At 68.6% G+C, this 20,907-nt stretch carries 18 protein-coding genes; 16 read left to right on the plus strand and 2 right to left on the minus strand.

The genetic code is table 11. From position 1 onward, the window contains the following. Positions 1-394: 394 nt before the first annotated feature. From M1D55_RS02085 to M1D55_RS02095, 3 genes are all read left to right on the plus strand, one after another. Positions 395-1,300, plus strand: coding sequence for a class I SAM-dependent methyltransferase (locus M1D55_RS02085; protein WP_456281353.1), 906 nt, complete (start codon positions 395-397; stop codon positions 1,298-1,300). Between the two features lie 498 nt (positions 1,301-1,798). Then, positions 1,799-3,025 carry a BON domain-containing protein gene (locus tag M1D55_RS02090; RefSeq protein ID WP_456280964.1) on the plus strand — a complete coding sequence of 409 codons (1,227 nt, stop codon included), beginning with the start codon at positions 1,799-1,801 and terminating at the stop codon, positions 3,023-3,025. A gap of 13 nt (positions 3,026-3,038) precedes the next feature. Beyond that, a complete protein-coding gene (locus tag M1D55_RS02095; RefSeq protein ID WP_232205294.1) occupies positions 3,039-3,464 on the plus strand; it encodes a hypothetical protein in 426 nt (141 codons plus the stop codon). Positions 3,465-3,722: 258 nt separating this feature from the next. On the opposite strand, the gene M1D55_RS02100 is transcribed toward M1D55_RS02095, so the two are convergent. After that, positions 3,723-5,402 (minus strand): ShlB/FhaC/HecB family hemolysin secretion/activation protein, encoded by a 1,680-nt coding sequence (locus tag M1D55_RS02100; protein ID WP_023264560.1) that lies wholly within the window; start codon positions 5,400-5,402, stop codon positions 3,723-3,725. A 172-nt stretch (positions 5,403-5,574) separates the two neighbouring features. Continuing rightward, the gene (locus M1D55_RS02105; RefSeq protein WP_456281354.1) at positions 5,575-7,191 is read right to left on the minus strand and encodes a collagen-like triple helix repeat-containing protein; all 1,617 of its coding nucleotides are present in this window, start codon (positions 7,189-7,191) and stop codon (positions 5,575-5,577) included. A gap of 630 nt (positions 7,192-7,821) precedes the next feature. On the opposite strand from M1D55_RS02105, the gene M1D55_RS02110 reads away from it, so the two are divergent. From M1D55_RS02110 to M1D55_RS02170, 13 genes are all read left to right on the plus strand, one after another. Continuing rightward, positions 7,822-8,925, plus strand: a complete 1,104-nt coding sequence (locus M1D55_RS02110) for a collagen-like triple helix repeat-containing protein (RefSeq protein ID WP_064574120.1) — start codon at positions 7,822-7,824, stop codon at positions 8,923-8,925. A 361-nt stretch (positions 8,926-9,286) separates the two neighbouring features. Next, positions 9,287-9,484, plus strand: a complete 198-nt coding sequence (locus M1D55_RS02115) for a Flp family type IVb pilin (protein ID WP_023264562.1) — start codon at positions 9,287-9,289, stop codon at positions 9,482-9,484. A 21-nt stretch (positions 9,485-9,505) separates the two neighbouring features. After that, the gene (locus M1D55_RS02120) at positions 9,506-10,006 is read left to right on the plus strand and encodes an A24 family peptidase (RefSeq protein WP_370646839.1); all 501 of its coding nucleotides are present in this window, start codon (positions 9,506-9,508) and stop codon (positions 10,004-10,006) included. Positions 10,007-10,059: 53 nt separating this feature from the next. After that, positions 10,060-10,533, plus strand: a complete 474-nt coding sequence (locus tag M1D55_RS02125; RefSeq protein ID WP_023264564.1) for a TadE/TadG family type IV pilus assembly protein — start codon at positions 10,060-10,062, stop codon at positions 10,531-10,533. Between the two features lie 79 nt (positions 10,534-10,612). Further along, a complete protein-coding gene (gene cpaB / locus M1D55_RS02130; RefSeq protein ID WP_456280965.1) occupies positions 10,613-11,557 on the plus strand; it encodes a Flp pilus assembly protein CpaB in 945 nt (314 codons plus the stop codon). 76 nt (positions 11,558-11,633) lie between these two features. Further along, positions 11,634-13,064 carry a type II and III secretion system protein family protein gene (locus M1D55_RS02135; RefSeq protein WP_456280966.1) on the plus strand — a complete coding sequence of 477 codons (1,431 nt, stop codon included), beginning with the start codon at positions 11,634-11,636 and terminating at the stop codon, positions 13,062-13,064. Positions 13,065-13,078: 14 nt separating this feature from the next. Then, positions 13,079-14,344, plus strand: a complete 1,266-nt coding sequence (locus M1D55_RS02140) for a pilus assembly protein (RefSeq protein WP_232206660.1) — start codon at positions 13,079-13,081, stop codon at positions 14,342-14,344. Positions 14,345-14,353: 9 nt separating this feature from the next. Further along, the gene (locus M1D55_RS02145) at positions 14,354-15,679 is read left to right on the plus strand and encodes a CpaF family protein (protein WP_006578961.1); all 1,326 of its coding nucleotides are present in this window, start codon (positions 14,354-14,356) and stop codon (positions 15,677-15,679) included. Then, a complete protein-coding gene (locus M1D55_RS02150) occupies positions 15,672-16,598 on the plus strand; it encodes a type II secretion system F family protein (RefSeq protein ID WP_064574116.1) in 927 nt (308 codons plus the stop codon). The genes M1D55_RS02145 and M1D55_RS02150 overlap by 8 nt, the downstream gene beginning before the upstream one ends. Before the next feature lie 10 nt (positions 16,599-16,608). Continuing rightward, on the plus strand, positions 16,609-17,721 hold the full coding sequence (locus M1D55_RS02155; RefSeq protein WP_456280967.1) for a type II secretion system F family protein: 1,113 nt from the start codon (positions 16,609-16,611) through the stop codon (positions 17,719-17,721). Positions 17,722-17,927: 206 nt separating this feature from the next. Continuing rightward, positions 17,928-18,746 (plus strand): tetratricopeptide repeat protein, encoded by an 819-nt coding sequence (locus M1D55_RS02160; RefSeq protein WP_064574114.1) that lies wholly within the window; start codon positions 17,928-17,930, stop codon positions 18,744-18,746. A 55-nt stretch (positions 18,747-18,801) separates the two neighbouring features. Further along, a complete protein-coding gene (locus tag M1D55_RS02165; protein ID WP_456280968.1) occupies positions 18,802-19,167 on the plus strand; it encodes a DUF3613 domain-containing protein in 366 nt (121 codons plus the stop codon). A gap of 68 nt (positions 19,168-19,235) precedes the next feature. Continuing rightward, a complete protein-coding gene (locus M1D55_RS02170) occupies positions 19,236-20,903 on the plus strand; it encodes a TadG family pilus assembly protein (RefSeq protein WP_231906298.1) in 1,668 nt (555 codons plus the stop codon). Positions 20,904-20,907: the final 4 nt, after the last annotated feature.

The following is a 20,907-nucleotide window of genomic DNA, read 5'->3' on the forward strand; positions in this document are numbered from 1 at the left end:
CAATCGCGTTCGAGCCGTGGGGGAGGGCGGACGCAAGGCAGCGCCAGTCCACGGGGTCTGGGGCTGGCTCGCCGAAGCGTAATGGCGATCGGCCACGTCGATGTCATACCCAGGAGGCCAGGCACACCGACCGGCACGCACCGGCCGGGTCCGGCCTGCCAATACGCAGCGCATTGGAAAGGAACGGCATCGCGCCGGCGACGGCGTGCGGCCGGCCGGCCCTTCGCGTCTTTCGTCTGGTGTCGGCCGTGGTCGCGGCCGCGCCGGCGCTTCTACCCCGGGATCCAACATGAACGACGCCCTGCTCTCCGACCCCTGCGTTCCAACGCGCGCCGAGTCACTCGATCCACCTGTTCAGCGCCGCGATCACGAGCGCGTCGATGCTACCTTGGCCATGCACGCGCAGGCCGGCGCGGAGGACAGCTATCTGCAGCGATTGCAGCCCTTCCTGAAGCCGGGTGCCGCGGTACGCGGTGGGGCCTTCCCCGAGGCACGCATCAATACGTTCACCACCGGCATGCGCGCCAACGCGCATTACTTCAGCCATCCCAAGTGGATGGACGACTGGCTGGTCAGCGTGCATCGGTATCCGGAACTGCGAGAGCGGTGGCTGTCCGTGATTGGCTCGCTCGACGACAAGGTGCTGGTCGATGTGGGCTGCGGTCCCGGCAATCTGCTGGCCGCACTGGGGGGCAAGCCGAAGATTGCGATCGGCGTCGACATCGCGCCAGGCAGCCTGGAGAGAGCGGCCGGTGTCGGCTACCTGCCGTTGCGGGCCGACGCCCACGATATGCCTTTGCGCTCCGGCATCGCCGACGTCGTCGCCATCAATGGGTCGCTGCATCATCTGGACGATATGCGGCGCGCGCTGGTGGAGGCCTCGCGCCTGGTGCGGCCCGGCGGCTTGCTGATCCTTGATCATGACCCGCAGCGTTCGGCATGGAATTTCCGCGGCATCGCCTTGCTGCTATGGCGCCTGCGTTTGCCGATCTATCGCTGGCTTCGGCGCGGCGGCCATACCGCGGCCGACGACGAACAGGTCTGGGCACTGGCCACCGAACTGCATCACCGGCCCGGTGATGGGCTGACGCGCGAGCTGGTGCACACGACGCTGCGGCCGCTGGGCTTCGATATCGCGATCTATCCGCACAGCCACTATGTCGGCAAGGACGTGCTGGACGGCGTGATGGGCCGCCCGCCGCTGAAGATCCGGCTGGCGCAGCGGCTGTCCGGCATCGATCCCAGGTCGGCGGAAGCCGCGCTGAGCCTGTTTGTCGTCGCGCGCCGGCGCACGCTGTAGCCTTCCTGCAGTAGTCCCCTGCGCTTGCCTCGCGCCGCCGCCGATTCCGGTGGCGGCGTCCCCGCTTTTCTCTTTCCCTTGCGCTCGATCCACCGATGGCTCGATTCCCTGTCGGTCCGACTCGCCCATCGCAGCGCGCGGCCCCATGCCCACGCAGGAACGCTAATTGCCTGATGGCAGCGTGATGGCCCCGTGATGGCCGCGTGATGGCCAACCCGGCCAGCGTCCGCCCCGACGAAAAAACTCCGGACGAGAAAGGGCGCCTCTCCACCGGGGACGGGAGAGGCGCCAAGCGCGGGCGAGCGGTCAGTCTATCCCGCGTTGCCACAGGCTATCCGCCGTCACACGGCGCGAAAGTCGCCTAGCGCACACAGTCTTCGGCGACGGAATGGAAATTGCGTCACCGGCGATATCCCCACTGATTGATGCCGGATCTGACGCGGGATTCGCGCCGGGTCCACGTCACAGCATTTGCAACTCTTACCAACGGAGGCACAGATGAACGAACGCAGCACCAGCCGCCGCGTATGGGATTACCGCCAGCCGTATAGCGCCGAAGACCGGCTCGACCAGCGCGGCTCGCGCCAGGGCGGCCGTTATGCGGAATACGCCGAGGAAGAGATCCGCCGCGGCCGAGGCGTCGGGCAACCGGGCATGCCGCGCTACGGCGGCGGCCGCGACGATCCGTTCGGGGAGCCCCGTCATGCCGAGCACGGCTATGGCGCCGGCCACTTCGGCGAGGGCCGCTACGGCCGCGGTTACGAAGAGCCCCTTGGCGACAACCCCTATGGCACCTACCCGTCGACAGGCGAGGTGATGCGCAGCGACCGCGGACTGTCCGGAAGGAGCGAACGAGGTGAACGCCGCAGCGGCGATCTGACCGACAACCGGCTGTCGCGCGGGCAGCGCGGCGGCCCCTGGCCCGATCAATCGCGTACGCCGTGGCGCGATCGCTACGAGCCCGACGATCCGCAGACGCGTGCCAACCTCGCGCAGGCCTATGGCATCTCGGATTCGGACCGCCTCGATGCGCCGTCCTGGCCGGACCAACGTGGCAGCGGCGATGCCGGCCGGCGCGAGGCGAGCGCGCGCTGGATGGACGAGGGCGGACGCTTTCCCGAAAGCGAACGCCCGGGCCGCGGCGGACGCCCGTCGGGCTGGCCGGGCGACGACTGGAGCGCCGGCGGCCAACGGCAATCGCATGGCCGCGACGAAGCCTACGAGCGCTTCAGCGGCGCGCCGCAGCGCGTGAACTGGGGGCAGGGCTCGGGCAGCGGCGCCGGTCCCGACCGCCGGGTTTCGCCGAAGGGCTACCAGCGCAGCGACGAACGGATTCGCGAGGACCTTTGCGAACGCCTTGCACACGATGACCGGCTCGAAGTGCAGGACGTCGAGGTCCAGGTCAGCGAAGGCGTGGTCACGCTGACTGGCGCCGTGCGCGACCGCCGTCAGAAATACTGCGTCGAGGACATCGCCGACGACATCTTCGGCGTGCGCGAGGTTCGCAACCGCATTCGCGTGCAGCGGGAGGGCGGGCAGGTCGGACACGGCGCCGCAGGATCGAGCTCCGAGGACCGGCGCGTGAGCGGCATCAGCACATCCGGCAGTGCCACCGGCAGCACAGCCAGCAGCTATGTCGGCGGCATGGAGGTCGGCGCGGGCGAAGTGCCCAAGGGCACCGACCCGTACGGCGGCACCACGACGCCGGGCAAGCACGCTACCTGATGGGGAGAAAACGATGAACCGGAACACCGACCGAAATACCGATCGAAATACCGACCGAAATGGCAACGGTCGGAGCGGCGACCAGGACGATGCCCGCGACAAGCTTCGCGCCCGCGACGATGGCGCCAACGACAATACGACGTCGAGCGCCGAAGCGCAGCGCGAGCAGGAGGTCAGGGAGGAAGCGCGGGCGATTCCCAGCTCGCTCGATCCCGATACGGACATCGAGCCGATCGACTCGGACATGAACCTCGAAGGCCTGCCCGAACAGGAACAGGACTATCCGCACGACAACCGGACCGAGGCGCTGTTGCCCGAGGAACAGATCGGCGAGCGCATCGAGGATGCGGCCGAGGGTATTGCGCCGGATACGCCGGCGGATCGCGCCGACCAGACCGACCGGCGCGAGGAACGCCCGCCACGGCGCGACACCGAGTAGACACACCGTCGTCCCCGCGAACGCGGGGACCCAGCGACTCACCACACCACAGCAACGCCACTGGGTCCCCGCCTGCGCGGGGACGACGGGATACGTTCCGCTTAAATCGAACTGATAGAGGTGTTGCCGCGTGAGCAGCAGATTGGCGAGCGTATCGCACACTGTCGTCCCCGCGAACGCGGGGACCCAGCGACTTGCTCTGGCCGCAAATAACGCCACTGGGGCCCCGCCTGCGGGGGGACAACGGATGCGCAAACCTCAATCGAACTGATACGACCAGCTCGCATTGATCCGCGGCGAGCGGCGCTCCGCATTGATCGGCTTGTCGCCGACCGGTTGCGCCAGCGACAGGTCCAGCGTGTAGTAGCGCCGGTCGGAGAAGCGCACGCCCAGCGCCACCGACGACAGCGAGCGGTGCGTCAGCGAGTAGCTGTTCGAGTAGACCCGCGCGACGTCGGCCATCACATACGGCTGCAGCGTCTTCAGATAGGTCATGTCCATGCCGAACAGCCGGCTGATCTCGGCCGACGCGCCCCAGCCCTTGTCGCCCGCCACTTCGCCGGCCGGGTAGCCGAGCCCGAAGAAGCGCCCGCCGAAGCTGATCTGCTCGCTCGACGCCAGCCGGTCGCCGCTGTACTGACCGGCGGCCGACACCGCCATGCCGAAGCCGAAGGGCAGGTCGGTGGCCTGCGACAGCAGCAGCCGCGTGCGCAGGAAGCTCAGGTCGTTGGCATTGTTCTCGCGGCGCGCCCCCAGCGCATCGACGCCCTTGTACAGGCCGAGCGTGGCGCTGCGCGAGACGCCTTCCTTGCGCTGGACATAGGCCAGCTCCGCATTGACGACCCGCACATTGGTACCGATCGCCACCGAGCGATCGGTGCCGGCCTGTGTATAGCGCTCGAACTGGTCGGTGCCGTAGAGACCGCCGCTCAGCGTCACCGAATGCCGCGCGCTCAGCAGCAGCGGATAGCTCAGGCTCGCGCCGAGCCGCTTGTTGTCATTGACGTAGCGCCGATTGAAGCCGATCTGCTCGAGCGTGGCGTTCTGCGGCACGCCGCGATAGTGCGACGCGTTGACGCGCGCGATCAGCCCTTCGGTGCCGATCGGTTGCGCATAGCCGAGCGCGTAGTACTCCTCGTCGTCGCGTCCCTTCGGAAACAGCGCCGATACCGTCAGCTGCTCGCCGAGCGGCGTCAGGCCGCTGGCGGTTGCCGTTGCAATCGCCCGCACGCCGGGCGACATGTAGTCGACGCCGGTGCCGAATGCGATCGGCTTGCGCTTGACGTCAAGCACCATTTCGCTGGCACCGTCGGTGGTGGTCGGCGGCTGCACCGTCGCGCCGACCTGCACGCCGGGCTGCAGGCCCAGCACGCTGGAATAGCGGTCGAAGCTGGCGCGCGTCAGCGGCCGTTCTTCCTTCAGCCGTTCCGCGATCGCGCGCAGCCGATTTTCCAGCGGGCCCGCATTGCCGCGGATGGTCACGCGCGCGACATAGCCTTCGACCACGGTGATCAGCACATTGCCGTTCTCGAAGGACTGCGCGGGAACGAAGGCGAACGACAGCGGATAGCCCTGCTGCTGGTACATCTCGGTGACCGCATTGGCGGCCTGCAGCAGTTCGGCGACCGTGATTTCCTTGCCGGCGAGCGGCTTGAACTTGTCGGCAATCTGGTCGAAGGGCAGCGTCTTGACGCCTTCGATCTGGAAGCGTGCCGGCGTCAGCTTGGCCGACAGCAGGTTCTGCATGGCCGGGTCCGGACGTTCGACCTGTACCTTGACTTCCCCGGTGGGCTTGGGCGGCGCGATCTTCGGCAGCGTTTGAGTCGGGTCCCCCTGGACCGGGCTGCGCGGATCGGCGGCCAGAACTGGATGCATGCCGCCTTGCCAGGCCCCGAGGCCGAGCAGCAGCATGGCGACGCGAGTGTGCGTGCGCGACATGGTCAATCCCCTTTCACAATAAAACGGATGCGGCTGTGGAAGCCGGTTCTCCACCGGCGCGCAGGCTGCCGCTGCCTGCGCGCTTATCGAAGTGGAGACCGGCTGTACTGCAGGACTGAGTGAGGGGATGCGCGCGTCCGGAGGCGCGCATCAGGTGGCCATCAGGCCCCGATCAGCGGCGACCCCCCAGCAGCCCGCCGACGGTGCCGAGCACACCGCCGACAATGCCGCCGACCGCGCCGGTCACCGGACCCGTGGTCGCGCCACCGCCCGTGCCACCCGGAGCGGGAGCAGGAGCCGGCGCCGGAGCCGTGCCGCCGGTCAGGCCGCCGGTGACACCGCCGACCACGCCGCTGACCAGATTGGTCACCGGCGCCAGCGGACCGCTGCCGGCACCGCCGTTGCTGCCGCCGGTGAGACCGCCGGTCAGGCCGCCGACGAGGTTGGTGACGGGAGCCAGCGGACCGCTGCCGGCGCCGCCGTTGTTGCCACCGGTGATACCGCCAACCACGCCGCCGACCAGATTGGTCACCGGTGCCAGCGGGCCGCTGCCGCTGCCGCCGTTGTTGCCGCCGGCGAGGCCACCGGTCAGCCCGCTGACCAGGTTCGTGACCGGGGCGAGCGGACCCGTGCCGCCATTGCCGCCGCCGGCCAGTCCGCCGGTCAGGCCGCTGACCAGATTGCCGACCGGAGCCAGGGGACCGCTCGGGGTCGCGCCCGGCGCATGCACCGCGCCGCCCAGCGCGGCAACGGTGTTGCCGGCACCGGTCACGACGCCGCCCACACCGCTGACGACCGGCGTATTGGTCTGCTGCAGCTTGCCGCCCAGCTGTGCCACGGTGCCGCCGACCACGGTCAGCAGATTGTTGACCGGTTGGCCGAGACCGGTGGCCGCCCCCAGCGACTGCGTGGTGCTGGTCAGCTGCGAGGTCAGCGGCACGATCGCGCGGCTGACGCCGCTGGTCAGCTGTTCGACCGGACCGGTCGACAGCACGGTGCCCAGCGTGCCGCCGAGCGTCTGCACGCCGGTACCGACCTTGTCGACCAGCGCGCCGACCGGCGAGGTCACCGCGCCCAGCGGTGACAGCGGGCCGGTGCCCACGCCGCTGACGGCGCTGCCGACCTGGCTGACCGCGGTGCCGACATGGGTGACCACGTTGCCGGTGCTGGCGACGGTGGTGCCGATCGGGTTGGCGCTGTTCGGAATATTGCCCAGGCCGTCCTTCAGTCCGGTGCCCAGCGAGTCGACCGCGTTGCCGACCGACACGATCGCGCCGCCGACACCGCTCTGCGTCTGGTTCGAGACCACCGGCAGGTTGACGCCGGTTTGAAGCTGTTCGCCGATGCCGCCGATGAGGTCGCCGGTCTTGCTGACCACGTCTCCGGTCTTGTTGATGATTTCGCCGGTCGGGCTGCGTACCGGCGTGCCGCCGCCGCCGCCACCATCGCCACCACCGCCGCCACCACCACCACCGCCGCCACCATCGCCGCCACCGCCGGTACCACCGCCGCCGCCGCCACCACCACCGCTGCCGCCGCCACCGGTACCGCCGCCGCCGGTGCCACCACCGCCGCTGCCGCCACCGTCAGTACCACCACCACCGCTTCCACCACCGGTTCCACCTCCGTTCGGGCTGCCGGTGCCGCCATTGGTGTCACCGACCGTGCCGCCGCCTCCCTTGCTGCCCGTACCCATCGAGGTCGAGCCACTGCCGCTCGCGCAGCCGCCAAGCAGCAGCAATGCGCTGAGCAGCGCCGTGGCGGTCAAGGTTGTCTTGGTTTTTTTCATCATTGATCCCCTGGTCAACAAGTGTTCTCGTGTTTGGACGTTCCCGAGTTGAAAGGCACTGGACGCACTGCGCCACCGTGCTGCCATCACAAGCGCAAGCGGTGTGCCACTGATGGAAGGGCTGTGCGCCGCGCGCATGGCAAAGCTCGCGCGCTCCCCGCAAAGCCTTGTGGCGCAACGGTTTGCCGGAAATGGACAGCACCGCGCGAAGGCTGCGCAAGGCCATGCGCGCAGCGTGTGGCGGCGTTACGCGTTACGTAACGCGCTACGGCGCGAACGGAACATCGATGGGGGTGTAGGGGATCGCTGCGATGCGGCCGGCGCGGTGTTCGCGGACGCGGGCGTGTGGCGATGGACGCCGTAACACGTTACGTAGCACGTAACGTCGCGAAGCCGCGCCACGCGAGCTTGTGCGGCCTCGTTTCCATGCCGGGGCATCGCCCGGAAAGCCGCGTCATACAAGGCTTTGCGGGTGATGCACAGCGCCGCCCGATCGGAGCGGCATGCATGGTTTCCGCCGATGGCACGCGCCTTGCGGACCAAGGGGCCGAGTCCCCGCTGCACGGGGACCGCCGGCACCACGGGACAGGTCACGGTTCCGCGCCGGTCCGATCCACAAGGAGAAACACAATGAAGCGGACGAATTCGACGCGACGCGCGCCGGTGATGATGGCGCTGGCGTGCGCATGCGTACTGGGGATGATGGCGGGCTGCTCGTCGAGCGGTTCGGGCAGCGGTACGCGGCCGCCTGCGACGACGCCCCCGCCGAGCAACGGTGGCGGCGGCGATGACGGTGGCGGCGGCACGCCTCCGCCGACCACGTCGAAGCCGACCACGCCCACCGGACAGGTGGCCGAAGGCGCCGGCAATACGGTGACGGCGGCCGGCAATGCCATCACGGAAATCGGCAAGCAGGTGCAGGGCGCCAATCTGCCGATCGTCAGCGACGGAACCCGCAATGCCACTGGCCAGGTGGTGATCGATGCCGGCAACACGGTGGCCGCGCTGGGTGCGGGCGTTCGCGATGGCCTCGGCAAGATGGGCGCGGTGGACAACCCCGTCGGCGTGACCGTGGCGAGCACCGGCAATGTCGTCACGCAGGCCGGTCATACCTTGTCGAGCACGGGCGATCTGGTGACCTCGCTGGGCAAGGATCAACTGAAGGTGCTGTCGCCGGTGACCACGCCAGTGGGCGCGGTGGTCAATCACGTGGCCGGCGGCGTGCAGCAGCTTGGCGAGAAGCTCGGCGACAAGCTGTCGACCGGACCGGTCGCACAGCTGACGGGCCAGACCAGCAAGGTGATCGTGCCCTTGACCAGCAAGCTGACCGATACCACGCAAGCGCTCGGTGCCACCACGCGCCTCGGTGCGCCGGTCGACAACCTGCTGACCAAGGTCGGCGGCGTGGTTGCACACACCGGCACGCACCTGAGCGCCACCAAGGCGCCAGTAGTGGGCCCGGTCGGCGGCGTCGTGACGGAAGTGGGCAGGACGGTCGCCGCGGCTGGCGGCCTGGTCCATGGCGAAGGCAATTCGGCAGGCGGCAGCGGCAATCCGCTCGGTGGCCTGCTTGGCGGTCTGCCTCTCACCCAAACGGGTGGGCAGGCGGGCAGTGGTGGTGGTTCTGACAAGGGTGCCGGCAGCGGCAAGACCGGCGGTGTGTTGGCACCGGTCGGCGGGCTATTGGCACCTGTGACCGGCCTGGTCGGCTCGCTCGGAGCGCTTGGGCGCTAAGGCGACGCTGACTGCTGCCATGGCACCAGTCCGGGGGCCATGCCAGGCAGCTTGACGGTGCGCAGCCGGACGATCCCCGCGGCTGCGCATCTTTTTTTATTCAGGGGAACGCACTGACGACTCGGGCGTTGGTAGTAGTCCTGATGGACGATCCAACAGCAAAAGATGCTGTCAATCGGGCAATTTAAAACTTTTGTCAAGACCGCAAACGGATGTAGCTGAAACTAAAAAATTCCTTTATAAAAAGAACACGGATGCTGCTGCACGAGGTCAGCCAAGCCATTAGAGCCAGGCGATCGCGCGGATCGACGCGGTATCCAGAGTGTTGGGATAACTAGCAATAAAAGTAGGAGCGGTCATCATGAAACAGGGGTTCTTGCGTTTCATTCGGGACGAACGGGGGGCGACGGCCATTGAATATGGCTTGATCGCGGGTCTCATCGCACTGGCAGTGGCCGGCGGAGCCAAGATGCTCGGCGACAATCTGGACGACGCCTTCGACCGGCTCGCCACCAAGGTGCAAACCATCATTGCACCGACTCAGGCCTCGGGCAGTTGACGGAATTACCGACCGCCATCCATGGCATTGATCGTCGCGCTGCTCTGCGCGACGGCCCTTTGGACTGATCTTCACTACCGCAAAGTACCGAATCTCGCATTGGCGCTCGCGCTGATTGCGGGGGCTCTCGTGTCTGCGCTCGGCTACGACTCGTCGTTGCCGCTTGCGGCGCGCGTGCTCGGATTCGCGTTGGGCTTTGCCGTCATGCTGCCGGCCTATCTGTTTGGCCGCATGGCGGCCGGCGACGTCAAATTCTTGGCGGTAGTGGGGTTCTTCATCGGACCGTCGAGCCTGTTGCCGGTCTGGCTGACCGGGACGCTGCTGGCATTTATCCATGCCTGTCTCGTTCTTGCCTTTCGCCATGCCGAGGCACGTGGCGGCCTCATTGCCGCGGTGGGCCAATGGCCACGACGCATGCGCTGGTTTGCCGCGATGACCGACCCGTCGCGCGGCATTCCTTATGCCGCTTATCTCGCCGTGGGTGTGCTCCTATGGATATCGGTCGGTCAGGGCCATTCCTGAAGGGCGGAATGCGCCACCGGTTGGCGCACAGATAAAAGCAACCGGGTTTGTCTATGAAACAGGGGCGAAGGGGAATCGTTCGCCGGCATGGCCGCGAGCGGGGGATTGCTGCGCTCGAATTTGCGGTGGTATTGCCGGTGCTGCTCGCTCTGGTGCTGGGGATCGTCTATTACGGCATGATCCTCGCGCTCGAGCAGATGCTGACGCTCGCCGCAGCGGAAGGCGCACGGGCGGCCTTGCGCTATCCCGCTGGCGCGCCCGACGGCAGTCTCGCGGCTACGCAGGACCTGCGCGTGGCCGCGGCGGCCAACACCGCGCTGGCCACGCTGCCCGCCACCATCCAATCGAAGCTCGCCTCGCGTGGCGACATTGCGTCGGCCAGCGATTGCGCCGCGCCGGCCGACACTGTCTGCGTCAACGTGACGCTGCGCCTGCCGGCCACCAATATCCTGCCGCGCGTGCCCTTCGTGCCGATGCCGGACACGCTGATGGGCACGGCCGTCGCGCAGCTGGCGCCGGACATCTGAGGCGCGCCATGCCTCGCTTCTGCTTCCGCTTTCGCTACTTTTCGATCGCCACGGCGGCACCGCGCACCGGGACTCCATCATGACCAGCAAACAAATCCGAATCGTCGCCATCGTGCTGCTGGCCCTGGCCGCGCTGTTGGCGCTGCTGGCCTGGCAGGTCGGGCGCAGGACCGCCAAGCCGCCGGCGCCATCTTCGTCTTCCCCAGCGGCGCTGCACGCGGTCGTGATTACCACCAAGGCGGTCGAGGCCGGCAAGCCGTTGGGCGCCGACGCGTTGAAGGTCGAGATGCTGCCAATCGATCCGGCCGGCGGCTATGAATCCGTCGAAGCGGTGGCCGGCCAGATTCCGCTGGTGGCGCTGGGCGCCAACGTGCCGGTGCTGGAGAGCCAGCTGGCCGGCGGCCTGGCCACGCAGGTGCCGGAAGGCGAGCGTGCCGTGGCGATCGCCGTCGACGAAGTGATCGGCGTGGGCCATCGCGTGCGTCCCGGCGATCTGGTCGATGTCTTCCTCGTGCTTCGGCGCGACAACCAGGAGATCGAAGGCAGCCAGGCGCGTCTGCTGCTGTCCCGGCTGCGCGTGCTGGCCTATGGCGTGCAGGCGGTCAACGACACGCGTGGCGCAACGCCCGATCAGATGATGAACCGGCGCGAAGGCGCCAAGACCGCGGTGCTGACGGTGCCGCTGGCGCAGGTCAGCAAGCTGACGATGGCGCAGCAGGCGGGCCGCCTGGTGCTGGCGCTGCGCAATCCGCACGACGACGGCATGCCGAGCGAGACGCTGTTCGCGGAGCCCGCGCCTGCCGTCGCCACGCGCGGAGGCGGACTGGCGAGCGCGGATGCGCTGGAGCCGGCGGACCGCGCCGCGGCCGGCGTTGCGCTGGCCGGCCTGGCCGGCGCTGCGAACAAGCCGCGCGTGCCCGCGGCGCGCACGGAGCAGCCGCAGATCGCGCAGGCCAGGCCCGCTGCCGCACCGTCGTCCGCCGGCGTCGAAGTGATCCGCGCCGGCAAGCGCGCCATCGAATAGGGACACGACGATGAATCTCCCGCTGCCGAGGGCGCGTCGATCCTGCTTTCAAGCGATACCTGCCTTGTCTTTCCCGATGAATTCATTGCACCGGCCGCGCACGCTGACCGCGTTGCTGTTGACGGCGAGCCTGCTCGGCACCGCGCCGCTGGGCGCGCAGCCCGCGCCAACCCGCGATCCGGTTCGCGATCAGGCCCGCTATCAGGCCCGCGATCAAGCAGAGCCTTCCGCGCAACGGCCCTCGCAACGCGTCACGCTCGCCGTCGGCGCGCAGCGCGAAATCCGCATCGGCCGGCAGCTCGAACGCATCGCCATCGGCAATCCCGAGGTCGCCGACGCGCTGCTGCTCAAATCGCGCGGCGCCAGCACCGCCGTGCTGCTGGTCGCGCGCAAGCCCGGCAATACCGATCTGATGGTGTGGCCGTCCGGCGAGGCGCCGATCCGGTACACGGTGCAGGTCGACGCGATGGCCTCCGATGGCCAGGGCGCGCAGATCGACGTGGCGGGGCAGGGCGCCATCATCCGGGGCCAGTCCCCCGATGCCGCCGCCGCAGCGGGCGCGCGACAGGCGGCGCGCGCGACCGTGGGCAACGGCCCGGTAATCGACCGCTCGACCGTGCCGGTCACCGGCACCGTGCAGGTCGATGTCCGCGTGGTCGAGATCAGCAAGAACGTGCTGAAGCAGGCCGGCTTCAACTTCTATCGCAACCGCTCGGGCTTCGCGTTCGGCAGCTTCTCGCCGTCCACGCTGACCCGGGCCACGTTCACGCCGCGCCCCGGCGGCAGCAATACCGGCGGGGGCCTCGCCACGGAATCGACCGCGCCGATCAGCAGCGCGTTCAACCTGGTCGCGGCGTCGATGAGCCATGGCATCTTCGCCAACCTGAGCCTGCTCGAAGGCAATGGCATGGCCCGCATCCTGGCCGAGCCGAGCCTGGTGGCGCTGTCCGGTCAGAGCGCGAGCTTCCTCGCCGGCGGCGAGATCCCGATCCCAGTGCCGCAAGCGCTGGGCACCACCACGATCCACTACAAGCAGTTCGGTATCGGCCTGACCGTCACGCCGACCGTGCTGTCGCCGGAGCGGATCGCGCTGAAGGTGGCGCCCGAGGCCAGCGATCTCGATCCTTCGCGCGGCATCGTGATGAACGGCGCGACGATCCCGGCGATCGTCACTCGCCGCGCCGACACCACGGTGGAACTGGGCGATGGCGAGAGCTTCGTGATCGGCGGCCTGGTCAGCCGCAATACGGTCAGCAATGTCGACAAGGTGCCGGTGCTCGGCGACCTGCCGCTGATCGGCGCCTTCTTCAAGAACTTGAACTTCCACCAGGAAGACCGCGAGCTGGTGATCATCGTCACGCCGCATCTGGTGCGTCCGCTGGCCAAGGGGTCGAGCGCGGCGGCGCGGGTTGGGGCCGACGGCCGCACCTCCGCCAATCCACCGGTCTGGGGCAAGTTCCTCGGCGGCGATCTGGTCGATCCGGCGTTGCCGGGCTTTTCGAGGTAGAGGAAGGCATGGACATGACGCTGCCCCCCATCGATGCGGCCCCCGTGGCCAGCAATGCCACCTTCCTGTTGAACACCACCGGCGAGGCGCCGCGGCGCTGGCTCGAACGGGCGCTGGCGCCGCTCGGCCAGGTGCATGCGGTCGATGGCGTCGACCCTGCGCGCGACGGCATCGTCGAGCGGATCGGCACCGCCAATCCGGGCATCGTGTTCCTGCATTTCAGCGCCGAGCATGCCCAGGCATCGACCCGGCTCGGCCAGCAATTGGCCCGGCTGTTTCCGAACCTGCCGCTGGTCGCCCTTGGCGAGGCGCAGGAGCCCGAGCTGATGCTGGCGGCGCTGCGTGCCGGCGTGAAGGACTTCGTCGACATGCGCTCGCCCGCGGCCAATGCGATCGCGACGGTGCAGCGGCTGCTCGCCACGCGCGAGATCGTGCAGCCGGCGCGCCGCGGCAAGGTGCTGGCGGTGCTCGGCGCGCGGCCCGGCGTGGGCGCCACCACGCTGGCGACCAATCTGGCGGCAGCGGCGAAACGCCGGCAGAACGGCGAGGTGCTGCTGCTGGACCTCGGCCTGCCGGCACGCGACGGCGCGCTGTACACCAATGTCGCGCCGGGTTTCCACTTCGTCGAGGCGGTGCGCAATCTGCGCCGCTTCGATCAGGTCTTCGTGCAGACCGCGCTGACCCGGCATGCCGGCGGCGTCGCGGTGCTGCCGCTGCCGCAGACGCTGGCCGAGCTGCGCGACATCTCGTTCTCCGAGGCGCTGACGCTGCTCGGGACGCTGCGCAGCCACTTCGACCTGCAGGTGATCGACCTGGGCGGATTCAGCAATCTCGATTTCATGGCGCAGCTGGTCAAGGTCGCCGACGAGGTGCTGGTCGTGGCCGAGCAAAGCGTCGCGGCGATCGTGTCGGCGGCGGAGCTGCTGGAAGAGCTGGGCCGCCGCGACGCGGGCCGCGAGTCGATGCGGCTGGTGGTGTCGCGCTATCAGGCGCGCCTCGGTCTCGAAGCCGACCAGATCGCGCAGCGGCTCGAGCTGCCGCTGGCCGGCACGCTGCCCGACTGCCGCGAGACGATGCTGGCCGCGATGAACAGCGGCGCGGTGCTGGCCGACCGGCAGCCCACCGCGCCCTATGTCCGCGCGCTGGCGCCGATGCTGGAGCGCGTCGGCTATCGCTGCGAAGCGCGCGCGTCGGGCCCCGGATGGCTGGAGCCGATCGCGCAGGCGGTGCAGCGGCTGCGCGCGGGCCATGCAGCGGGCAAGAACAAGGCAGACCATTGAGATGACGAGATGACGCAACCCATCGAATTCTCGGACAACGCCGCCGCGCCGTTTCCGACCTCGCAGGAATTCCACACGATCAAGGAAGCGGCGCACGAACACCTGCTGACGCGCATCGAGGAACTGGGCGCGGAGTTCGGCCGCTGGTCGCGCACGGCCATCCAGCGCTTCGTCGATCTCGAACTGGAGAGCTTCACGCGGCTGCGCCGGATTCCGATCAACGAGGCCGAGCTGCATCAGATTGCCGAGGCGCTGACCAAGGAGCTGGCGGGCTTCGGTCCGATCGAGGATCTGCTGAACGATCCCGCGGTCGAGGACATCCTGGTCAATGGCCATCTCGACGTCTATGTGTCGCGCCACGGCATGCTCGAACGCATTCCGGTGCGCTTTGCCGATGCCGGCCATCTGCTGCGCATCGTGCGCCGGATACTCGCGCCGATCGGCCGGCGGCTCGACGAGTCGAATCCGATGGTCGACGCCCGGCTGCCCGACGGCGGCCGCATCAACGTCGTGATCCCGCCGCTGGCGCTGCAGGGCCCGGTGGTGTCGATCCGCAAGTTCCGCAAGGATCCGCTGACGCCGGAGGCGCTGCTTGGGCTCGGCACCATGAACCAGGAGATCGGCGATCTGCTCGAGGCCGCGGTCAAGGCCCGCTGCAATATCCTGGTCAGCGGCGGCACCAGCTCGGGCAAGACTTCGCTGCTCAATGCGCTGGCGATCTTCGTGCCGGATAGCGAGCGCGTGATCACCATCGAGGACACAGCCGAACTCGCGCTGAACCACCCGCACGTGGTTCGCCTCGAAAGCCGGCCCGGCGGGTTCGAGGGCACCGGCGTGGTGTCGATTCGCGACCTGCTGCGCAACAGCCTGCGCATGCGGCCGGACCGGATCATCGTCGGCGAAGTGCGCGGCGGCGAGGTGCTGGAGATGCTGCAGGCGATGAGCACCGGTCACGACGGCTCGATGGGCACGATCCACGCGAGCAGCCCGCGCGAATGCCTGTACCGGCTCGAGATGCTGGCCGGCTTCGCGGGCTTCCAGGGCAGCGAGGTCAGCCTGCGCCGGCAGATCGCCAATGCGATCGACTTCATCGTGCAGATCGGGCGGCTGTCGAATGGCAAGCGCCGCATCCTGTCGATCACCGAAGTGACCGGCATGGGCGACAACATCGTCACCACGCAGGAGTTGTATCGGCACGACCCGTATATTGGGCCCGATGGCGTCGAGGTCGACCGCTGGCAGTCGCTCGGCATCCTGCCGCACTCGCCGAAGCTGGCGCGGATGCGCCAGGCCGGTTTTGGCATGGACGATCCGTTGGGACGCTTCGATGTCTAGCGCCGGCCTGGCCCTCGCCGCGATTGCCTTGCTGCTGCTCGGCGCGGGCCTGCTGCTGCTCGCGCAGGCCGGCACGCGCGCCGAGCGCGAGGCCGCGCGTGCCTTCGTACAGGCGCAGACCGAGCAGGTGCGTTCGCGCTATGCGTCCGCCGCCGAGCTGCCGCCGGTCACCGGCGCGCGCGACCTGAAGCGGCGCTGGGCCGATCTGCTTCGGCGGGCGGACCTCGAGCCGACGCGCCGGACCTATCTGCTGTGGGGCGGCCCGCCGCTGCTGCTGTGCGCCGCGGCCCTGATTGGCGGCGGCCTGGTGGCGGCTGCCGCGATGGCGGTGGTCTGCCTCGCGATCTGCGCATGCCTGTTGTGGCGCCGGACCACGCGTTTTCATCAACGCCTGTGCGAGCAGCTGCCTGGATTTCTCGACGGCGTGGTGCGGCTGATGACGATCGGCAGCGCGGTGCCGGCGGCGTTCCAGCATGCGATCGGCAATACCGAACTGCCGCTGCGCCAATGCCTGGTGCAGGCCGTCCATCTGCAGCGCGCCGGCAAGGAGCTGGACCAGGCGGTGATGCAGGTCGCGCGCAGCTATCGCTTCGACGAACTGATCCTGCTCGCTTCGGTGCTCAGGCTCGCCACGCGCTACGGCGGCCGGGCCGACATCGTGATGGAGCGTACCGCCGCGTATATGCGCGACCGCGAGCAGGCGCAGCGCGAGCTGTCGGCGCTGTCGGCGGAAACGCGGATGTCGGCGTGGATCCTGGGTTTGCTGCCGGTGGTCGTGGCCGGCTTGATGTTCGTCTTCAACGCCGGCTACCTGCTGATGATGTGGAACGATCCGTCGGGCCGCCTGCTGCTGATGGCGGCGTTCGGGCTGGAGATCGTCGGCGCGCTGCTGCTGTATCGGCTGGCGCGTTCGGTATAGGGGCGGCGTGATGAATCGTGACAGCTTGATCGCCTTCAGCCTGCTGATCGCCGCGCTCGGCGTGGCGGCGCTCGCGCTGCCGCTATTGCAGCAGTGGTGGCTGCGCTGGCGCGCGGCGCGCACGCTGGACGCCGCGCTGGCGCGGCAGGGGGCGACGGCGGGCCGAGATGCGGCGGCCGCTTCTGGCGAGCCGGCCTCGCCCGCATCGGCTGGCGCGACGCCAGTTGCGGGGCGTCAGGGTGCCATGCCGGCCGCCGCGAACGTCCCGGCCACCGCCCCCGGCGCGATCGGGGCCACGTCGGTTCCCGGCGCTGCAGCCGGAACCGGCCCGAACGGTGCGCGGGCGCGTATTGGCGCCCAGCTCGGTGGCCGCTTCGACGAACGCTGGCTCGCCAGTCCGCTCGGCAAGGCCATCGTCGGCCCCGAGGAGATCCGCTTGCTGGAGCAATGTGGCTGGTATGGCCCGAAGGCGCGCGCCATGTTCGGCGGGCTGCGTCTGTGCGTGCCGCTGCTGATCGCCGTGGTGCTGATGCTGTGGCGGTTGCCCGAATCGCTGCAGGGCGCGGTGTTTACCGCGTTCGGCGGCTTTGCGGTGTCCTTTCTCGCGTTCAAGTCGGTGCTGCGCCGGCGCGCCGCCAGCCGGATGCGCCAGCTTGACGACGAACTGCCGGTGCTGGTCGACATGCTGCGGCTGCTGCAAGGCGTTGGCATGTCGATCGACCAGAGCCTGCAACTGATCGTCACCGAGTTCGGCAGCATGCTGCCCGTGCTGGGGCCCGAACTGAAGCGCGCCAACGATCAATTCGCCTCCGGCCGTTCACGCGAGCAGACGCTGCAACGGATCGGCAAGCTGTTCGAGAGCGAGGACCTGCGCAATCTGATCATGCTGCTGAACCAGGTGGATCGCTTCGGCGGCGCGGTGCAGGAGCCGCTGAAGCTGTTCGGCCTGCGGCTGCAGGAGGCCCGCAAGATGCGCCTGAAAGAACAGGTCGGCCGCCTGACCGTCAAGATGACCGGCGTGATGGTGGTCAGCCTGCTGCCGGTACTGCTGATCGTGACCGCGGGGCCGGGGTTTCTCGGGGTGATTCGGATGCTGGCGAAGTTTGCGGGAGATGTGCAATGAAGGGCTTTATTCGGGAAATCCGCTCGGCAGCATGTTTTCTCCCCTCTCCCGCTGGCGGAAGAGGGGCAGGGGGAGAGGGCAAGGGCGCTCGTCATGCTTCCGACGGTTGCGATGCGGCCGCCGTCCCCTCCCCCCCGACCCCTCTCCCGCAGGCGGGAGAGGGGAGCCTTCTGCGGGCGGCGGCAAGAATTAAGTGGCGCCAGGCAATGACAGCCGGAACGATCGCCGGCGCCGGCTGGCTCGCGGCCGGCTGCGCCACCAGCGACCCGGCCGCGCTGATGAGCAAGCAGGCCGACGCGCAGATCGCGCTGTCCAAGCTGCAGGACAAGCAGGCGCAGGAGCAGTACGACGATCGCGCGGTGTACCGCGGCCTGATCGAGCGGATGCAGCAGCAAGGGCTGTACTACGCCTCGCTCGCGCATCTCGATGCCTACCAGCAGCGCTTCGGCGACAGCGCCGACGTGGCGATGCTGCGCGCCGATGCGCTGCGCGAAACCGAACAGGACGAAGCCGCCGCCATCGCCTACCGGAACCTGCTCGGCAGCAGCTACGCCGCCCGGGCCTATCACGGCCTCGGCCTGCTGGCCGGCCGCAGCGGCGATTTCGGTGAAGCGGTGACGCAGCTGGAGGCATCGTTGTCGCGCGATCCGACCAATGCGCTGGTGGCCAGCGATCTCGGCTATGCGCTGATGCGCGCGGGTCAGTTGCAGCAGGCCCGCGTGCCGGTGATGCAGGCCCTGCAGCTCGATGGCGCCAATCCTCGCATCGTCAGCAACGCCGCGGTGTGGATGCTGGCGACCCGCCAGCGCGAGCAGGCGACGGCGTTGATGGAGCGTGCCTCGATGTCGGCATCGACCCGCAAGGCGATCGCCCAGGAGGCGGACCGCATTGCACGCGAGGCAGCGCGGCAGGAGCGCGCGGCGTCGCGTACCAACGGCACGCGGCCCAAGCCCCAGCGCGTCGCGCTGACGACCTCCGCGCAGCCCGGCGAGGCCGCGGCAACGAACACGAGCAGCGCGCCATGACGAGCGCTGGACGATCCCCGATCGCCTCCAGGCGGAACAGCAACAGGAGAAGGGCATGAACTTCAGTAGACCGCCGCGGCTATTGCGCATCGCCAGTACGGCCGCGGTCGCCTTGTGCGCCGCGAGCTGGATGCCCGTTGCTGGCGCGCAGACCACGGCCCCGGCCAACACGAATGCGAGTACACCCACACAGGCCCGGAAGCCCGCGAACGGCGCGATCGGCACCGACACGCGCAGCCTGCTGGCGATCCAGCGCGACGGCAGCCAGGCCGGCGCCACGCTGCAGATGCCCGGCGAGCAGGCCGCGCTCGCGCATGCCCGTTATCTGAAGAGCTTCGAGCATCCGATTCCCGAGCGCTTCGTCGGGCAGTCGAGCGGCGGCGGCAATGTCAGCCTGCCTGGATTGACGCCCTCGAAGTAGTGACGATGGCTCGGCGTAGGCGGACACACCGGACACGCGCGCAAGCGCGCGGTGCGGTCAGCATCCTGATGGTGGTGTTGCTCGCCACCATCGGCATGGCCGCGCTGGTGTCCATCGACGTCGGACATGTCTTCTATCGGCAGCGGCAGTTGCAGTCCGTTGCCGACATGGCGGCGCTGGCCGCTGCCCAGCAATTGCGGCGCGCCGATAGCAACGCGGTGATGACCGAACGGGCGCTGGCGGCAGCGCAGGCGTCCGGGACCCAGAACGGCTTCAGCGGTGCGGCGCGCGAAGACTGCGGCGCCAGCCCCGGCGGCGAAGGCGGCATGGCGGTATGTGCCGGCGTCTGGGACCCGAACGATGCGGCAGCGGCCGCTGGCGGCCGCCATTTCCGCGGCAGCTACGATCCGGCCCGCATGTCGCCGAACGCCGTGCGGGTCGTCGTCTCCCAGACCGTGCCGATCCTGTTCGGGATACCAGGCGGTGAAGGGCGGCGCTTGCGCGCCGAGGCGATCGGCAATGCCAGTCCGCCTGTGGCGGCGTTCTCGGTCGGCAGCGGTCTGCTGAACTTCGAATCGTCGAGAAGCGCGCTGGCGCTGTTGCTCGGCAATACCATCACCCTGTCGGCATCGGATTGGCAGGGGCTGGTCAATACGACGGTCACGCTCGACCAGCTGCGATTGAAGGCCGGTGTCGGCACGGTCGACGAATTGCTGAACGCCGGCCTGTCGCTGTCCGAGTTCTATGCCCTGGTGCTCGGCGCGGCAAACAAGGAGTCGCTGCTCAACGCAATGCTGGGCGGGATGCCGGCGATCATCGATGCCAGGGCGCTGGCGGCGGGGCTCAATGTCGGACGCGTACTCGACCTCGGCGTACTGGCTCCGGCGATGTCGTCGGCGGCGGACGTTGGGCTGAATGTGGCTGAGCTGTTGATGCTCGCGGCGCAGGTGGCGAACAGGGGCGCAGCGGTGGATCTGGCTGGCGCGGTGCCTCTGCTGCCAGGCTCGCAACTGGCGCTGCGGATCGTCGAGCCGCCGCGCATGGCGGTAGGGCCGGTGCGGCCCTCCACGACGGATCCGATGGGGTGGGAGACGACTGCGAGGACGTCGCAGATGGACCTCGGTATTCAGTTGCAACTTGGAGCGAACCTGGTCGATAGTCGCGTGCTGTCGGCACTCACACCGACATTGGTTCTGCCACTGCGCGTGCAACTTGCAACTGCGCAATCCGCGCTGACCGGACTGCGATGTGCCGCAGCACCCGCGGATCGACGGGCAACGCTCAACACCGTGACGACGGTGTCCAGCATCTGCCTTGCGCGCAAGAACGACCTGGGCCAATGCGCCAATTCTGACGTGGAACTGGCCAACGTTCCTCTGGGGGTGGCACACGTTGCCGTCATGGCCAGCCCGAGGCAGCAAACGGTGCCGGGAAACAGTATTACCTCGGTGCTCGCGCCCGGCGATCATCAGGAGGTCAGCTCTCGTGGCCAGCTTGCCGCGCTGGTCGAGGATCTGGCGCGAAACCTCGACCTCAAAGTGACGGTCAGCCTGCTCGGCATTCCGCTGACGACCGAACTCAAACTCGGCGGCATCGTCAGCGCCCTGAGTTCCGTGATCTTCGGCGTGCTCGGCCCCACCCTAGACGGCCTGCTCGCCGCCCTTGGCATCCAGTTAAGCAACGCAGACCTCTGGGTTCACGACGTCGATTGCGACAACACCAGACTCGTCTATTGACCCG

The sequence above is a fragment of the Cupriavidus sp. JZ107 genome, from assembly GCF_053903255.1.

What these genes read in the sequence shown, in the direction of transcription:
- M1D55_RS02145 (WP_006578961.1), top strand. Translation starts at nt 14,354, where the DNA reads ATGACGCAACCCATCGAATTCTCGGACAACGCCGCCGCGCCGTTTCCG.
- M1D55_RS02140 (WP_232206660.1), top strand. Translation starts at nt 13,079, where the DNA reads ATGACGCTGCCCCCCATCGATGCGGCCCCCGTGGCCAGCAATGCCACC.
- M1D55_RS02150 (WP_064574116.1), top strand. Translation starts at nt 15,672, where the DNA reads ATGTCTAGCGCCGGCCTGGCCCTCGCCGCGATTGCCTTGCTGCTGCTC.
- cpaB (WP_456280965.1), top strand. Translation starts at nt 10,613, where the DNA reads ATGACCAGCAAACAAATCCGAATCGTCGCCATCGTGCTGCTGGCCCTG.
- M1D55_RS02100 (WP_023264560.1), bottom strand. Translation starts at nt 5,402, where the DNA reads ATGTCGCGCACGCACACTCGCGTCGCCATGCTGCTGCTCGGCCTCGGG.
- M1D55_RS02120 (WP_370646839.1), top strand. Translation starts at nt 9,506, where the DNA reads ATGGCATTGATCGTCGCGCTGCTCTGCGCGACGGCCCTTTGGACTGAT.
- M1D55_RS02105 (WP_456281354.1), bottom strand. Translation starts at nt 7,191, where the DNA reads ATGAAAAAAACCAAGACAACCTTGACCGCCACGGCGCTGCTCAGCGCA.
- M1D55_RS02085 (WP_456281353.1), top strand. Translation starts at nt 395, where the DNA reads ATGCACGCGCAGGCCGGCGCGGAGGACAGCTATCTGCAGCGATTGCAG.
- M1D55_RS02110 (WP_064574120.1), top strand. Translation starts at nt 7,822, where the DNA reads ATGAAGCGGACGAATTCGACGCGACGCGCGCCGGTGATGATGGCGCTG.
- M1D55_RS02090 (WP_456280964.1), top strand. Translation starts at nt 1,799, where the DNA reads ATGAACGAACGCAGCACCAGCCGCCGCGTATGGGATTACCGCCAGCCG.
- M1D55_RS02155 (WP_456280967.1), top strand. Translation starts at nt 16,609, where the DNA reads ATGAATCGTGACAGCTTGATCGCCTTCAGCCTGCTGATCGCCGCGCTC.
- M1D55_RS02165 (WP_456280968.1), top strand. Translation starts at nt 18,802, where the DNA reads ATGAACTTCAGTAGACCGCCGCGGCTATTGCGCATCGCCAGTACGGCC.
- M1D55_RS02135 (WP_456280966.1), top strand. Translation starts at nt 11,634, where the DNA reads ATGAATTCATTGCACCGGCCGCGCACGCTGACCGCGTTGCTGTTGACG.
- M1D55_RS02125 (WP_023264564.1), top strand. Translation starts at nt 10,060, where the DNA reads ATGAAACAGGGGCGAAGGGGAATCGTTCGCCGGCATGGCCGCGAGCGG.
- M1D55_RS02095 (WP_232205294.1), top strand. Translation starts at nt 3,039, where the DNA reads ATGAACCGGAACACCGACCGAAATACCGATCGAAATACCGACCGAAAT.
- M1D55_RS02170 (WP_231906298.1), top strand. Translation starts at nt 19,236, where the DNA reads ATGGTGGTGTTGCTCGCCACCATCGGCATGGCCGCGCTGGTGTCCATC.
- M1D55_RS02115 (WP_023264562.1), top strand. Translation starts at nt 9,287, where the DNA reads ATGAAACAGGGGTTCTTGCGTTTCATTCGGGACGAACGGGGGGCGACG.
- M1D55_RS02160 (WP_064574114.1), top strand. Translation starts at nt 17,928, where the DNA reads ATGACAGCCGGAACGATCGCCGGCGCCGGCTGGCTCGCGGCCGGCTGC.